Below are 15,488 nucleotides of genomic sequence, written 5' to 3'. Positions count from 1 at the left end.
TTTAATTTAGTGAATTCTTAATAAGTCATTTTTTATTACAATTTCTCAAGATTAAAACATTCTAATATGGTTTTTTTGTGGTTATTCTTAAGTGAATATAACTTTGCCTAAAATAAATTTATGAAGATTACATTTGCCAAGAATACAAAAACTATTATTGAAGATGGTATTTTTTCTTTTTTGAAAGAAAAGTTAGTCGAACATCGGTGTTATAAATCCTTAGAGCCCCATAGCTTGGCAATTGAATGATTCAAAACTAGGCAATAAAATGGTTCATTTCACATTTTGTTGTGTGACTTAAACCATAATTTTGCCGTTTTGGCAACGATATGCTTCAATGTACTTTTGGCAAAATTGTGCCTCAAAAGAGAAGAACTGTAGATTATAAATCTGCAGTTCTTTTATTTTGTTTCTGGCATTTAACTAATGTATGTTTTGGCAGTATATTTATTAATATTCTTGAATTATTTTTCAAAAACAACAAACTGTATAAACACTTACATCTATACATAGCTTTTGAAGTGGCTCTTATTCAACGAACGGGCCATTTAATATGGAAATTGATAATCTTCTCTTAAATATAAAAAGGTTAGAAAAAAGGAGAAATAAACGTGAAGTCTCTGAAATTAAGTGAAAAGGAGATAGAATTAATTTCTACCCCTTTTTGCTTAATTTTTTAAAAATATCATCTACTTTGAAATTACTTCTGCATATCCTTCTTAGAAAGACGGTAGGTAGCCATCCAAAATATAAGAGCCAAAGCACTGACAGAGATACCGAATACACATACACCTTTCCAGCCATAATTTGCGTATATGTTGGTTGAAATTATGGAACCCGTGGCACTGCCAACAGAATAAAAAACCATGTATGCAGCAGTAAGCCGACTTCTTGCTTCAGAACGGACTGTAAAAATCATACTCTGATTGGTGACATGAACTGCTTGTACAGCAAGGTCAAGAAGGATAATGCCAATAATTAATACGAGAATTGAATAGTTAATAAAGTAAATAAAGAACCATGATGCTATTAGTAACACTAATGCTACAAACGTTGTAAGTTCTCCTAATCCTCGATCAGCCAGTCGCCCAGCCCGTGCTGCAGCTAATGCTCCAGAAACTCCAGCCAGACCAAATGCTCCAATAGCAGTATGTGAAAATGAGTAAGGTGGAGAACTTAACGGTAACACCAATGAAGTCCAAAAAGTACTAAAAACAGTAAAAATCAAAAGTGCCAATATCCCACGAATAAGAAGAATCCTTTCTTGAACAAATAACATTAGAACGGAATGTAACAACTTTGGGTAGGTTAGAGATGGACGCTTGTAAACCGTACCCGGAAGTTCTTTGTGTAATAAGCCAATCAAAATCAGAATTAATACAGCTGAAGAAAGGTAGACAGAACGCCAACCTCCAAGATCAGCCATTATGCCAGCAAACGTCCTTGCCAGTAAGATGCCAATGACAACTCCACTTGTAACGAAACCAACTACTCGTCCACGCTCAGCAGGAACAGCCAACGTTGATGCATATGCGACTAGAGTTTGTGTAATAGTGGCAAGCAAACCTACCACTGCAATACCAATGAAAAACACTATACTGGTAGGAGCTATACCAACAACAACTAACGCAACAGCTAACATTAACATTTGACCCATAATCACATGTCGTTGGTTTAATAAATCACCCAGAGGGACCAATAACAGCAGTCCTAATGCATAACAAATCTGAGTAATTGTAATTACGATTCCAATGGTCGATGGGGTAATAATGAATTCAGTAGCTATTGAGTCGAGTAATGGATGGGCGAAATAGATGTTAGCAACAGCCATACCACAAGCTATCGCTATTAATAGTTCTGTATATCTAGACAATGTTGAATTGGATGCTATTTGTAACTCATCCGTTTTTGTAGCAAACTCTTCAGTAAATTTTATATTTTTATCGTTACTATCCAATTTAGTATATCTCCTTTCATTAATTTTACCGATAAGTATAATATACCGAATGGTATTAAATGATGCTTTTTAAGCATAATCTTAACTTATTTAGGTGTCAAGTTAGTTTTGAACATTATTTATTGTTCATCAAAGAGTTTGGAAATTGACATATGAGGTTATATGCATAACCTTAATTATTTTAATTAGAGTTAAATGAAAAAAACACTCAATATTGACAAAAAGAATATAAATGAATAAAATCAAAATATACCAATTGGTATAATATGAGGAGGTTCTGATATGATTGGAAATGGAAAATTTGATAAGGACGTAGCGATTGATGAACTGAATCAAACAATAGATATAAATGAATTGAGAGATGAAGCATCTTTAAAAAGAACGCCTTCATCAATACAGACTAACGAACAGATTATAAAAAGTTTTTTTGAAGTTGTAAGATCGGGTAACAAACCTGAACAAGCCGAAACCTTCATGGCAAAAGAGGTAAAGGCTCATCAAATGAATTCAGAAAGTATGGTGACGATAATAAGATCACCCAAGAATTATGCAGAACATATAAAAGAAATGTTGGATATATGGGGAAACTTTAAAATTGAAATTCAAGAACTTCTTTCTCAAAATCAGAAGGTTTATGTTAGATGGAAACAGATTGGAATGCATATTGCAGAATATGAGGGCTACCCTCCTACAAATAAAGAAGTTATTGAAATAGGTAGTGCCGTATACCAACTAGAAAAACAAAAAATAGTGGAGTATTGGATTCAAGTGGACAGACTTGGAGTCATTGAGCAGATAAAACGAAATCAAAAATAAGATTGCTATCAGTAAAGAAATTTAGTTTTTTGCGAAGGAGGATTTATCATGGTTCGACAACGTGAATTTGATAAAGAAAAAGCATTGGACGATGCTATGGAACTTTTTTGGGAGAAGGGATACGCTGCCACATCGATTAGTGATTTAACAGCCACTATGGGTATACAACGACCCAGTTTATACGCAACTTTTGGAGACAAAGAGAAACTGTTTGAAGCTGCTTTGCGTAAATATACAAACTTGCATGCCTCCCTCATTAGAAAAAAACTACAAAACACTACATCTGTGAAGGAAGCATTTCGTAATCTATTTGAAGAAATGATAGAAGAAGAGTACAAGAACAAAGTAAGTAAAGGCTGCTTTTGTATTAATACAATTGTAGAGCTTGCCCCACACGATGAAAAATTTGAAATACTTACGAGGGAGCATGAAATGTATCTTTCAGTCATATTTCAAGAAACCCTTCTAAAAGGTATTAAATCAGGTGAGTTAGAAAGCAACCTAGATGTTAAAGCCTTAGCTCAGACATTAGTTGTTGCATTAATTGGAGTTACTGTTTTATTGAAATCTCATCCGGAGCGATCATTCGTAGATAAATCTGTAACTTTAATATTATCGTTAATAAAATAAATGGAAGAAAGTTCGAATAAATGGAGCTATATCTTTAATAAGCATTTTTCCAAAAAAAGATTAAAAGAAAGAAAATTGGAGCCAAAAAACCTAAATAATATATTCCGCAATCGGGTCATTTTCTGGATTAACATCTAGAAAATGTGAATGTTTGTACTGAAATTAATCTGGTAGGTTAGTAAAAGAAGTCTGCAACAAGTGATAATATTAATAATAGATAAATTAGTAACAAGGAGATGTGCGTATAAGTGGATAGTAGTAAAGCTATAAGGTTGGAGAAATTTTCTATTGGTTTACCCAAAATAATGAAGTACGGGAGCGATAAAGAAATAAATACAGGAATTTGTAAACATACAACTGAAGAAGCTCTCTAAAAAAAGAAGGATTCCTTGGAGATGGAGTTGCGGATTTACGATATCATGGGGGTCCCGACCGTGCCGTATGTGTATATCCCTATGAGCATTATTCACTCTGGGAAAAAGAATTTAAGAAACCATTTCCCCATCAAACTTTGGTGAGAATTTAACCGTAACAAATATGCTTGAAGAGGTAGAAAATGATCATTCTTTTTTTATACAAACCAATCTTAAATCTGCTGAAAAAGAATCCATTCTGATCAATCTTTTTTCAAAATGGATTCTTTTTATTTATCGTAAAATGCTGGTTTGTGAGTTACTTTTAATCAATCTTTTTTCAAAATCAACATTAGAAGTTGTGTTTTTATTTTTAAAAAGATTAACACCACGCCAGAAGAATAGAATGCTCAGTATTGAAATGAGAGCCATTGTTAGAAAAAAAGCAGTTCCGCTAAATTGCTTTAACATAAAGCCTCCGAGCATTGGCCCGATAAAACTTCCTAAAGAGTTAAAGCTCTGTGCTCCATAATACGTTCCCCGCAATGCTTTTGGCGTAATTTGATCAATAAGTGTATACTCTGCCGGTATCACAAGTACTTCCCCTAGAGTAAAAATAATCGTCGAAATAACGAACATAACCGCATTCCCGGAAAAAGCAAACAATAACATGCCAAAAGCTGTAAAAATACATCCGATTATTATTGTAAATAATGGTGTTCGTTTTTCTGCCCATCTTGTTATTGGATATTGCATGGAAATGACTCCAACGCTGTTTGCAATCAAGATGATAGCAAACAATTGAACACCATTCGTGAAATCATTTTCCAAATATTGTGATACAGGAACCGACCATTGTCCATGTACTACCATGCAAATGATTCCTCCAATAACAAAGTAGAGGAGGATAGTGTCTGAGCGCAGTACACTTAAAGATTTCCTTAAAGTTATCTTTTCTGTATCTTGAGCCTCTATTTGTTTAATACCAAATCGTTTCAATAATATATGAAGAAGAATAGTGAATCCTAAATATAGACATGCTGCAATAAGAAAGGGAACTTCATTTGCAGACAGTGCAAGATAAGCTCCGATTATTGGGCCAATTGCAAAACCGAGGTTGTTAACTACATATCGAAGGGAAAAGACGCGAACTCGTTTATCCGCATCGGTGACATCTCCCATTAGTGCCTTAGCGACTGGCGTAAAGAATGAGTTGCTTAACCCTATTAAGATCACTAATATGATGAGAAAAATTGGTGTTTCAGCAAAAACAAAGCCCAAAAAAGAAAACGATGATAATAAAAGGGATGCAAGCAATACCTTCCTTCTCCCTATCCTATCTGACACAACACCTGCTATGAATCCTCCAAACGTTGCCGCAAGAGGACCAGCCCCAACAGTAAGTCCTATGACTACAGGATCCATATGAAGTTCTTTCACCAAATAGATAGGCAAAAATAACAGACTCATTGATTGAGCAAGCGCGATTAAAAACGTACCAAAAAGAAGTGTATGTACGATTGGATGATATTGTTTTAAGAACAGATTGGCTTTATTCATGTTATACTCCACCGTCATTGTTCCTAATATAAGCATTGATCAGGTTTTGCATTTGCTCCAGTCCTTCCTCACGCAGACTGTATTGGTGAATAAACTTACTTCCAAAATAGTGAGTCCTGATCAATCCTGCCCTTCTTAAAATGGACAAATGGTGGTTGGTAGTGCTTTTTGCGAGTCCAATATAACTTTGAATGGCCGAAAAATTTTGCATTCCGGAATGCAAAAATCGCAGTATTTTTAAACGATTCTCATCAGCTAAAGCATGGGTAACAAATGTTAACTCCCAAGGCAGTTCGTTAGCATCATTTGCTGCAGATTTTACTGGATATAGACAAGTGCATATAGATTCGAAGTAATCGAGTATCGTTGCTGGACGGCAATGATATTGCGGAATGAGAAAAACGGTTTTTAACATTTCATTTGGTTCAATTCTAATTCCATTTGTCGCTTCTTCAATTAAATTAATAGATGATACTTTAGAAATCAGGTCCCGTTTTTGTCTTGCATCATCCTTTAATTGTTCAATAATTCTAGGATCAATGTGCTGAAAGTACTGTACATCCCACTCTGATAATAGGTATACCATTCGATCACGCAGTTCTTTTAAATTACCAGGTATATTGTTAATCCAGGGAGCCAATCGTTCATATAAATCACCAGGTGGCTGGTCTTGAAGCCATTTGATAAATTCTTTTGGAGTTCTCTCCCCAGGGCATTGCCAAACTAATAAATTGATTCGATGCAATACTTCTAATCGGTCATCTTCCAGCTCAGCTGCGAAATGAGGATGAAGTTCTGTTTTAACGGAATTATGCCAGTCTTTACTGAGGGAGAAATTGCGATGCTGTTTGAAATTGATGTAGTGATACAAGCTTGTAATAAGTTCGTTAACAGGTGAAAAATCTACAATTACTTGAAAAGACATAAAGTTCTACCTCCTTGGAACAATAATCAGTTCGATGTTTATGGAACAAATTTTATATATAATAACATAAGAAGAATAAAATTGTAAATGTTATATTTCTAGAATATAGTTTTTTTAATTGGTGGTTAAAAGAAAACCTGATGATCATAAAATGACCTCAGGTTTTTCTTTTTGCATACTTAAAAACACATTTCAATAAGTTGAAATTGGACTAAGCCCGTAAGTATATTTGACAACACTGATTCTATGCATGCAAGCTTCTGATGGTATTTTATACATTGACAAATGTGTTTTAAGGGAGTGCTGAAGTGTTTTAGCACGCACCGTATAAGCCTCACTTACTTGCGTCAGAAAGAGAAATTGAACATCTTAGTGAAGCTTGTCATACTTCTTTGGAGAATGCGTTATTTGAATTTATGTATTCGACAGGCTGCCGTATTGGAGAAGTTATAAAATTGAATCGTGATGATATTAGTTTTTTAACGAATTCAGTTATTGTTCATGGGAAGGCGATAAAGAAAGGGGAGTGTACTTTAATACCCGTTGCTACATTTGGTTAAAAAGATATCAAGATGAGCGAGATGATGAGGATTCTGATTGTTTATTACGGAAAGAAGGCCAAACAGGCGTATGAGTATTGATAATCTGAGATATATTATCAAACGCATATCAAATCGAGCTGGGATAAAAAAGTATACATCCTTATCAATTACGACACAGCTATGCTACACATATGTCAACAATGGTACGCCACTTGAAGTGATTCAGAGCTTACTTGGTCATGTGCGATTGCTGAACAAGGCAGTCGCTTTTTGTGTTATTTGCGCAGGAAGGTTTTATATAGAATAATAATATTAAGGTAGTAGAGGTTTCAGATTATACGCGGGAAAATAAACCTTCCCTTTATTGGTAATCCGACACGATTCCTATTGTTTTTGCTTTTTCTGATTTTTAATGAAAAAGTAGTTGACGTTGAAAATTAATTTATGATAAAATTAAAAATTTGATAAAAAATAATATATATGTTAAGGTTAAGAAGGTTACCATATATGGAGGTGGATTATTTGTTTCAAATTGGCGATAACATTGTTTATCCAATGCACGGAGTAGGTATAATTAAAGCCATAGAAGAAAAGGAAATCTCAGGGGAAAAACAACAGTATTATGTCATAAAAATGTTAATCGGTAATATGCAAGTCATGATTCCTACGGGTAAAATGTTGAGTTCAAGTATACGCCCTGTTACTGACATAATTGCATTAAAACACATCATACACATTTTTCATCATGGAGAATCAGATAGATTACTGCCGTGGAAACAAAGGTATAAAGTGAACACGGACAAAATAAAAACGGGTAAAATACAAGAATGTACTGAAGTTGTACGTGATTTAATGCGTATGAAGAAAGAAAAAGCACTTAATGCAAGCGAAAAAAAAATGTTAGATAACGCACATCAATTTTTGATTAGTGAACTGGGATTAATTAAAGGGATTACTGAAAATCAAATAAAAAGTTTCTGTTAAGATTAATTTAAGATAATGTATTACATCTCCCGAAAATATCCTGAATTTTTTGGGAATATGTTTATTATTAAAAGTAAATCTTTTCAAAGACATTCAACTTCTCCAACTCACCTTTAAAGCATTAACCTCTTTTGTTATTTCTACAATCTAATCCATTTTTATTATTTAAATTTCTTTTACGAATGTTTGAAGTTTCATCAAATAACTCGATAAAATAGTCACTTGATTTTTGCAATCCTGATTCACACTGGCACGGACAAGGAGCCGTAAGGATGAAAGAGAGGTAGGGCTTTCATTGTTTTAGGTATACAATATATTATTTAAGTCATTATTTCTAGAAGAAAAAACAATCAATCTCATCTCTATCTTTAAGAATTTTTTACATCTACTGAGACAGTGAATAGTAATTGTTTATCTTCTTTACGTAAAAGAGAAAAACGAATTGGTAACACCATATGGTCAACTACAAAAATGGTTTCCAGACCAGGAAACCATTTTTTATTTTATTTACATAACAATAGTAAAGATTACTGGGACAGGTCCCTTGTCCCATGAGACTACTTGTCCAATACTCTATCCCTAGCAACTTTTCTCGAACGAGTGAGTTGCCATCTAGAAGAACAAAGGAACCACCCACTCTCCACAAGAAGAGACTAAAAAAGGTCACGTATTAATAGATCCAATAGCAGCTTTTTCTTGTTCCTGTTAAAGGAGATATTATTGATGACCCAGATTTTGATTTAAGAATTCATAATGGATATGAGGTTGGAAAAGTTACCCTAAATTATGAGACAAATGAATGCTATGTATCCCTACATCCACTTGCAATTGAATTAGAAGAAATTAGTATCAATGACTATATAGGAAAATTTGTAGCACATGAATGGCGTATTGTTTCAAAAGATGAATTATTAACCTGCTAAAAGAGAAAGATTCACCGCATACCACTTCATGTTATTGAAGTAACGAAGCAGTATAGTATAAGAGAATGAAGATATAAATACTCCAAAAGTCGTAGGATAGTTCAAACTATTCTCCGTCGTAGACTCCTTTACTAAATTGTATGCTAAACCTAATAAAAGGAGGGTAAATAGATGATTAGAGGATTATATGAAGCACATTTACCAGTAAGTAATTTAGAAAAGTCGATTGAATTCTACAAAGGCTTAGGCTTAAAGTTAGCAATAAGGTATGAAAAGATAGCGTTTTTTTGGATAGTAGAGAATAATAGCTGGATTGGTTTATGGGAAAGTGACCAAGGTGTTAATACAAAATATCATCCATCCTTAAGACATATAGCGTTTAAGGTAGATTTTGAGGATTTAAAAAATGCAAAGCAATGGTTAAAGGAACGGGGCATTGATATACGTGAAGAGTTCGGTTTTAAACCTACTGAACCAATTTTAATTCCAGATCAAGCCCATGCTATGGTGTATTTTCATGACCCAGATGAAAATTCATTGGAATTTATCTGTAAACTCCCTGCAGAGCCTGAGAACAAGCCAGATATGTACTTAAGTGAGTGGAAAAAACTTAAAGGCATTAATTAAACTACTTTAAGAGATCCATAAAAAGGATGTTATATAATGCACTAAAAGCAGAAGGGTACTTATGTTCAAAATCAGCTACCATACAGGAAAGCTTTTTTGTTCAACAAACGCGGCATTTAGGAAAGAAAAATTCTAAAAGAAATTAATAGAATTTAAAGATTAGAAAAGAGTTTTGAACAATCTAATTAATGATGAGAGGGATTATGATGGCATTTAGAATTGAGTTTTTTGTAAACGATATTGAGAAATCAGTAGTGTTCTATCAAAATATTTTAAGACTGAAATTATTACAACAGGGAGAAAACAGCGCGAGTTTTATTAGTGATGAATCTCATCTTCTTTTAACGTCATTTGATGTTTTAGAGGACAATCATTATTTTAAAAAACATAACTTCGCTAAACTTGGTGGTGGTGTAGAATTTATAATTATAACGGATCAAGTTGAAGAGTTATATAAAAGTATAAAACAAAAAAAACCCAATTCAATTGAATCAGATTTAAAACAACAAACTTGGGGGATGGTCGATTTTAGAGTCATTGATCCTGATGGTTATTATATAAGGGTATCCTCAAAAAGAAAATAATAGCATTAAGATTTTATTTATTAATTTCAATAAATAACTTTTTATAAAATAATCATGGCAGTAGAAAAAGGTAAAGTTTGTGATGGAATTCACTTAAACTATAGGGTGCGTTAGTTCAATCAGAATTAGCATTGAGATTATATTTAGTTATCCCATTAAAGGGCGATTTAGTTAAAGAAAAATATACTATTTTGCATCAATGTTTCTGTTTTAGTTACTTCATTGAAGGGCGCAATTCTGCAGCAAGAATTCGCTCTTTCTTTATGGAAAGTGCCATTATCTGGAATGGAAGAAGGGTTTATTCGCGAGTGAATCGAAACAATTAAAGGGTATTGATTAACGATTTGGAGGATTGCAATGAAAAAAGGAATAATACGACCACTGGTTATTTGTATATTTCAAAAAGACGATTCCATCCTTGTTGCAGAGGGCTATGATTCAGTAAAAGGTGATTATTATTACCGTCCTATAGGAGGAGGAATTGAATACGGAGAAAAAAGCGCAGAAGCTTTAATAAGAGAGGTACAAGAAGAAATTGAAACTGATATTTTTAATCTCAAATATTTGGGGACTCTTGAAAATATCTTTACTTTTAACGGGGAAGTAGGACATGAGATTGTACAGGTATACGATGCATCATTTGTTGATATCTCTTTTTATACCGAGGAATTGTTTGAAGGTAAGGAAGATGACGGGAAAATATTTAAAATTATGCGTTTGCCTATAAGTAAGTTTCAAAACGGTGAATTACGACTTGTTCCTGATGGCCTTTTAGATTTGATCAAACAGAACAACAGAATTGTTAAGTCACGTAATTAGCAGAAACGGAAAGCTTTAGTTAAAAATATTAATTTATTCCATTATCGGACGCTTTCCTAGAATAAGGAAAGTTTTTTTCGTTAAAGGGGCAGATTTTTGAACACATTTGCAGAAATATTTGTAACCTTTATGGGGAAATAATTCAACAATAGAATTTAAAATTACCTAGACCGAATCAAAGTAAAGGAAAGAAGGAGAGCTCTTTTGGGTATACATTTAAAATAAGTTGGACATCATTACCCCCTTAGATTTTATTAGTCTAAAGGGGGGATTTTTGTATAAAATGCAGCTGTGAGAATAATAATAGATTATTTATATCGGATATCCTCCGCTACTATAGATAATCTCTCAAAATCTAGAATTTTTATTTTTTCATTGTTTCTTTCAATTATTTTTTCATCTTCCCAGCGTTTTAAAACTCGGTTTACATGCCGGTTAGTTGTGCCAATTAGATTGGCGATATGATGATTGTTCTCAACTATTAAGTATCCATCATAGGTATTCTCGGTATGTGTTGTACATAAATATGCAGCAAGTTTTATACTAACGGAAGATAAGGCATTTACACGAGATAATGTTGTACAAGTTTTTAATTTAAACGTTAACTCTTTTAATAATAGTTCAGTAAAGGCAGGGTCTTTTTTTAGAGATTGTTCATATAGCTCAGTTGGTACAAATATAAATGTACATGCTTCAGTAGCATGGCAATTAGATTGAATGTCACAATGCTGAAAAATTTCAATATCTCCTAATATAGAAGGAGGTGTACAGCGACGAAGCAATAATTCTTTTCCATTTATCTCAGGGCTTGTTACATAGTAAGAACCATTAATTAAAAAATAAATGCCTTTAACTTTCTCGCCAACGGTCAAAATTGATTCATCTTTTTTAAATGAAAGGACTTGAATTGCGATTTGGTCTTTTTCGGATAATGAGTATTGGTAGATGTTTTTAAATTGTTGAACGGCAGTTTTCATAAAAGGGACACCTGTCCTTTCAAAAGATCATAATCCTTTATTATACTCGAATTAAGGAGTGATGAAGAAATGAATTTTGTATTTGATATAGATGGTACCCTTTGTTTTGATGGAAAAACAATTGAATTAGATATTCAAGAAGCAATTGAACAATTAATTGTTGCTGGACATAAAGTGATATTTGCTTCTGCAAGACCAATCCGTGACCTGCGCCCTGTCTTACCGGGAAAGTTTCATCATTTTCAATTAATTGGTGGGAATGGAGCCTTTACAAGTTTTGAAGGGAAAATAGAATGTGTGTCTTTTGATGAAGATACCAAAATTGAATTATATAGTTTTATTGAGAAATATAACTGTTCATATTTGGCGGATAGCGATTGGGATTTTGCATATACAGGGGAACAAGGTCATCCTATTTATCATCATATCAATCAAGTCGATGCAAAAAACATTCAGTTAAAGGAACTGAACAATCTTTCTAAGCTTGTGTTATTTAATGTAGAGGATTCTTTATTGAAGGAACTAGCTACTTTACCAGTGTCCATTACACGATATAAGAGCGAAGATATTTATGATATTAGTCCTCATGGTATTAATAAGGTGAGAGGTATACATAATTTCGGTATACGTGATTTTATTGCTTTTGGTAATGACCAAAATGATAAATGCTTATTTGAACAAGCAATACATAGTGTATGCGTTGGAACTCAAGATGTAAAAAAATATGCAAGTGAAGTGATTTATAAAGAGGATGTAGCAAAAAGAATTAGAAATTTTTTGAGGCAGGATATACCTTGTGTATAAATTAATCAAACTTTGTACTATCGTATTCAACTTAACCAAGCTTATAGAAGTTGATTGTTATTCAACAATCGGGCGCATTAATTAAATACGAATTTATTTTAAATAAGGCTTTATATCCAAGATTTTATACATAACTTGTATATAAAGCCTTGATTTCTATTCAAAAAACATACTGCCGTAAACAACATTTTTTAATTTAGTGAATTCTTAATAAGTCATTTTTTATTACAATTTCTCAAGAGTAAAACATTCTTATATGGTTTCTTTTTGTATATTCTTAAGTGAATATATCTTTGCCTAAAATAAATTTGTGAAGATTATAATTGCCAAGAATACAAAAACTATTATTGAAGGTGTTATTTTTCTTTTTTGAAAGAAAAGTTAGTCGAACATCGGTGTTTTAAATCCTTAGAGCCCCATAGCTTGGCAATAGAATAATTCACAACTAGCAATAAAATGGTTCATTTCACAATTTTGTGATTTAAAGGGTATGATTTCTTATTTGACAGCATTATATTTAATACAGCGGGCAGTTTTATCTATTATGATGCTAGTCATGCTGGAAATAAAGGCACTTCCGATAATATCAGATGGATAATGATGTCCTACCCAAATACGTGAGAAGCCCGTCAAAACAGATAGAACCAACATGATTGAACCAAGAACACGGTCATATAGAAAGATAGAAGTTGATATAGCAAATACAAGCAGAGTATGTTTACTTGGAAATGAAGAACCCATTTTTGAAGGAATAAGTATCCCGACTTGGCTTTTCATAAACGGACGTGGTTTAAAATAAAATAACTTAATCAAAATGTTAATTAATAAAGTAATCCCCGCTGATATCACCGCATTACAAGACGCTTTTTTGTAAGAGTCATTTCTAAACCACATGTAAATCAATACAAAAATATACACATAACGAATCTTTTTTGATATCAAAATCATCAGAAAATCAATTGGAAAACAACGTCCAGAAAGCTGATTAATCGACTTAAATACTTTGTAGTTCATTAAAGATCCTCTCCTTACTTTGTAGATAAAAGGTGGGGTATTCATTCACTATTTGTATGGTAATAATCGATTTTCACGTACATGGATATATATTTGGTATCAAATGAGGAAGTATCTAAGCAAATAATAAAAATGGGTATTCCAGAAAAGTACCCTAACGGTACAGGCATGCCAGAATACTTCCGATTAGTTCGGCCGCCATCGCAGAAGCAATCTTTGCTGCCACTTCGGACAACAACTTCATTTTTAACTCTCATTCTAAGAGGTCCAATATCCATTTTTTTAAATCAACAATACGTAAATTATCTATGCTTTTATTGGTTCCTGTAACAATAATAGGAGTAAGAGAGTCATTTTTATACATCGAACCATGGGCACCTCCACCTGTATGTTCAGGAGAACTTTCTCCAATAAATTCATAACCAGGTTTGGCATCCACTATTAGGAACTCTCCTTTTTGTGAATGTAATGCACCGTACAATCTAGCTAATCCATCAGGATAATCACCATACTTTATTTGATTGTTATTTTTTATAGTCAAATCAAGAATTGAGCTATTTCCTTTTATAGACCAAGTTTGATTATAAGCATCTTTAAAAGCTCCTTCGGGTTTGAATTGAAATACCCCATCCTTGTCCCATGACTTCACTTGAATCATGTTGTTTTCCTTCCATGCAATCCATGCGATACGTTCATCTGCTAACAACCTATTTGCAATATCTTGCAGAGAAAAATCTTCACTGATCTTATAAATATATGCCATTCGTTCATTTGCTGTAATAACAAGTTCATCATTATTACGTACAGGCTCATTAAGTTTTAAAATATTGTAGTTCGAAAGAGCTTCTCTTAAATCAATTAAAGCTTCATTTTTGTTTTTTTTAACTGAAGATTGCTTGCTGTCTCCGATGATAATCCAAATTATATTTTCTAGCGCACTTTCCCAATTTGGAAAAACATTTAATATTTCTTGTAAATTCTTATCAAGTTCTTCAATGCCTTCAGTCGTCTTAGGTCCTTTTCTATGAACTTCATGATCATTTACTGGAAAGTACATAATCGTGAATTCGGGAAGTATGTTCTTTTCTAAAAGATATTTTAATTCTTGCGCTGCAAATGCATCATTAAGCCCTAACCGATTTAATAAATGTATATTTTTTTCGTCTTGACGAATAAATGCACCCACTGACAATCGCTTTGGTCCAAAGGTTTTGTATGTATTCGGCAATGCAGTAGTCTTCGCTAAGACCTTTGGAATCTTCAGCGTGTGCTCATAATTTCCGCGATAAATGATAGAGTTAATAGAAGCTGTTTGTTTTCCCCTTTTGTCTAATACTTCGTGAATGGTCTCCACATTAGGGCTGAGGTCCACATTATTAAATTGGTACAATGAGTCTTCAGCAAACTGAGTAACCCCAATCTTCATCATTTCGAAAAGACCATTTCCATAATTTATAGTACGTTTTTCATCTCCGTCATACCATACAAGACCTGGAATTTTATGTTTATCAGGGTAAGTACCGGTTATTAATGAGCTGTCAATTGTAACTGACATTGTTGGATAGGAGCTGACTAAGTATTTATTATATTGGCCATGTTTTACAAAAAAATCCAAGGCAGGTGCCTTCTTCTCTTCAATCACTTTCTTTAAAGGTTCATCCATTAATGAATCAATGATAAGAAGAACAATTTTAGGGGAGGTTTTGTTATTCATTTGAATAGCCATAGGGTTATTTTGATCTTCGTTATTTTTATAAGCAGAGCAGCCAATTAATAGGATGGAAAGAAATACGATAAAAATTGAGCGAAACCCCATCATCATTCCACCTTCATATGTATATTTTCATATGTTCTTTATTTTCTACGATTTCTTTCATTTCTATGAATTATTATTTACGGTGAATAAGGTATATCGTTAACAAACAATTCGAAAAAGATTTTTTCTTTATCTTATAGTCGGAGTTTATTGGAAG

General features: G+C 33.1%; 13 protein-coding genes and 2 pseudogenes. 9 read left to right on the top strand and 6 right to left on the bottom strand.

Going from position 1 to position 15,488, the window contains the following annotated elements:
• Positions 1-700: 700 nt before the first annotated feature.
• The gene (locus tag AN957_RS23265) at positions 701-1,957 is read right to left on the bottom strand and encodes an MFS transporter (RefSeq protein WP_380000388.1); all 1,257 of its coding nucleotides are present in this window, start codon (positions 1,955-1,957) and stop codon (positions 701-703) included.
• Between the two features lie 393 nt (positions 1,958-2,350).
• On the opposite strand from AN957_RS23265, the gene AN957_RS23260 reads away from it, so the two are divergent.
• The 3 genes and pseudogenes from AN957_RS23260 to AN957_RS23250 form a co-directional block, all read left to right on the top strand.
• Complete coding sequence (locus AN957_RS23260; protein ID WP_053477842.1) at positions 2,351-2,773, top strand: ester cyclase; 423 nt, start codon at positions 2,351-2,353, stop codon at positions 2,771-2,773.
• Positions 2,774-2,821: 48 nt separating this feature from the next.
• Positions 2,822-3,403: a TetR/AcrR family transcriptional regulator gene (locus AN957_RS23255; RefSeq protein WP_053477674.1), complete on the top strand. Its 582-nt coding sequence runs from the start codon at positions 2,822-2,824 to the stop codon at positions 3,401-3,403.
• 305 nt (positions 3,404-3,708) lie between these two features.
• Positions 3,709-3,949, top strand: a pseudogene (locus AN957_RS23250) (MOSC domain-containing protein); the annotation flags it as partial.
• A gap of 101 nt (positions 3,950-4,050) precedes the next feature.
• Here AN957_RS23250 and AN957_RS27185 read toward each other — a convergent pair.
• Positions 4,051-5,316 carry an MDR family MFS transporter gene (locus AN957_RS27185; protein WP_075209229.1) on the bottom strand — a complete coding sequence of 422 codons (1,266 nt, stop codon included), beginning with the start codon at positions 5,314-5,316 and terminating at the stop codon, positions 4,051-4,053.
• A gap of 1 nt (position 5,317) precedes the next feature.
• Positions 5,318-6,241 carry an ArsR/SmtB family transcription factor gene (locus AN957_RS23240; RefSeq protein ID WP_053477676.1) on the bottom strand — a complete coding sequence of 308 codons (924 nt, stop codon included), beginning with the start codon at positions 6,239-6,241 and terminating at the stop codon, positions 5,318-5,320.
• A gap of 347 nt (positions 6,242-6,588) precedes the next feature.
• Here AN957_RS23240 and AN957_RS29235 point away from each other — a divergent pair.
• The 5 genes and pseudogenes from AN957_RS29235 to AN957_RS23220 all read left to right on the top strand — a co-directional run.
• Positions 6,589-7,024: pseudogene (locus AN957_RS29235) on the top strand (tyrosine-type recombinase/integrase); the annotation flags it as partial.
• A gap of 266 nt (positions 7,025-7,290) precedes the next feature.
• Positions 7,291-7,767 carry a CarD family transcriptional regulator gene (locus AN957_RS23235; RefSeq protein WP_053477677.1) on the top strand — a complete coding sequence of 159 codons (477 nt, stop codon included), beginning with the start codon at positions 7,291-7,293 and terminating at the stop codon, positions 7,765-7,767.
• A gap of 1,094 nt (positions 7,768-8,861) precedes the next feature.
• The gene (locus tag AN957_RS23230; protein WP_053477678.1) at positions 8,862-9,317 is read left to right on the top strand and encodes a VOC family protein; all 456 of its coding nucleotides are present in this window, start codon (positions 8,862-8,864) and stop codon (positions 9,315-9,317) included.
• Positions 9,318-9,523: 206 nt separating this feature from the next.
• Complete coding sequence (locus AN957_RS23225) at positions 9,524-9,901, top strand: VOC family protein (protein WP_053477679.1); 378 nt, start codon at positions 9,524-9,526, stop codon at positions 9,899-9,901.
• 357 nt (positions 9,902-10,258) lie between these two features.
• Positions 10,259-10,720 (top strand): NUDIX hydrolase, encoded by a 462-nt coding sequence (locus AN957_RS23220; RefSeq protein ID WP_053477680.1) that lies wholly within the window; start codon positions 10,259-10,261, stop codon positions 10,718-10,720.
• Between the two features lie 308 nt (positions 10,721-11,028).
• On the opposite strand, the gene AN957_RS23215 is transcribed toward AN957_RS23220, so the two are convergent.
• On the bottom strand, positions 11,029-11,697 hold the full coding sequence (locus tag AN957_RS23215) for a Crp/Fnr family transcriptional regulator (protein ID WP_053477681.1): 669 nt from the start codon (positions 11,695-11,697) through the stop codon (positions 11,029-11,031).
• Positions 11,698-11,766: 69 nt separating this feature from the next.
• Between AN957_RS23215 and AN957_RS23210 the strand changes: the two genes are divergently transcribed.
• The gene (locus tag AN957_RS23210) at positions 11,767-12,501 is read left to right on the top strand and encodes an HAD-IIB family hydrolase (RefSeq protein ID WP_053477682.1); all 735 of its coding nucleotides are present in this window, start codon (positions 11,767-11,769) and stop codon (positions 12,499-12,501) included.
• A gap of 498 nt (positions 12,502-12,999) precedes the next feature.
• On the opposite strand, the gene AN957_RS23205 is transcribed toward AN957_RS23210, so the two are convergent.
• Both AN957_RS23205 and AN957_RS23200 read right to left on the bottom strand, forming a co-directional pair.
• Positions 13,000-13,515 carry an undecaprenyl-diphosphatase gene (locus tag AN957_RS23205; protein ID WP_053477683.1) on the bottom strand — a complete coding sequence of 172 codons (516 nt, stop codon included), beginning with the start codon at positions 13,513-13,515 and terminating at the stop codon, positions 13,000-13,002.
• 253 nt (positions 13,516-13,768) lie between these two features.
• Positions 13,769-15,331, bottom strand: a complete 1,563-nt coding sequence (locus AN957_RS23200; protein ID WP_056686300.1) for an alkaline phosphatase family protein — start codon at positions 15,329-15,331, stop codon at positions 13,769-13,771.
• Positions 15,332-15,488 lie beyond the last annotated feature (157 nt).

It is taken from the genome of Cytobacillus solani (genome assembly GCF_001420595.1).
GTDB lineage: Bacteria > Bacillota > Bacilli > Bacillales > Cytobacillaceae > Cytobacillus > Cytobacillus solani.
This window is presented reverse-complemented; position numbering and strand designations above follow the sequence as displayed.

Coding starts and splice junctions, on each gene's coding strand:
- AN957_RS23200 (WP_056686300.1), bottom strand. CDS start 15,331: ATGGGGTTTCGCTCAATTTTTATCGTATTTCTTTCCATCCTATTAATT.
- AN957_RS23235 (WP_053477677.1), top strand. CDS start 7,291: ATGGAGGTGGATTATTTGTTTCAAATTGGCGATAACATTGTTTATCCA.
- AN957_RS23215 (WP_053477681.1), bottom strand. CDS start 11,697: ATGAAAACTGCCGTTCAACAATTTAAAAACATCTACCAATACTCATTA.
- AN957_RS23255 (WP_053477674.1), top strand. CDS start 2,822: ATGGTTCGACAACGTGAATTTGATAAAGAAAAAGCATTGGACGATGCT.
- AN957_RS23225 (WP_053477679.1), top strand. CDS start 9,524: ATGGCATTTAGAATTGAGTTTTTTGTAAACGATATTGAGAAATCAGTA.
- AN957_RS23230 (WP_053477678.1), top strand. CDS start 8,862: ATGATTAGAGGATTATATGAAGCACATTTACCAGTAAGTAATTTAGAA.
- AN957_RS23240 (WP_053477676.1), bottom strand. CDS start 6,241: ATGTCTTTTCAAGTAATTGTAGATTTTTCACCTGTTAACGAACTTATT.
- AN957_RS27185 (WP_075209229.1), bottom strand. CDS start 5,316: ATGAATAAAGCCAATCTGTTCTTAAAACAATATCATCCAATCGTACAT.
- AN957_RS23205 (WP_053477683.1), bottom strand. CDS start 13,515: ATGAACTACAAAGTATTTAAGTCGATTAATCAGCTTTCTGGACGTTGT.
- AN957_RS23210 (WP_053477682.1), top strand. CDS start 11,767: ATGAATTTTGTATTTGATATAGATGGTACCCTTTGTTTTGATGGAAAA.
- AN957_RS23220 (WP_053477680.1), top strand. CDS start 10,259: ATGAAAAAAGGAATAATACGACCACTGGTTATTTGTATATTTCAAAAA.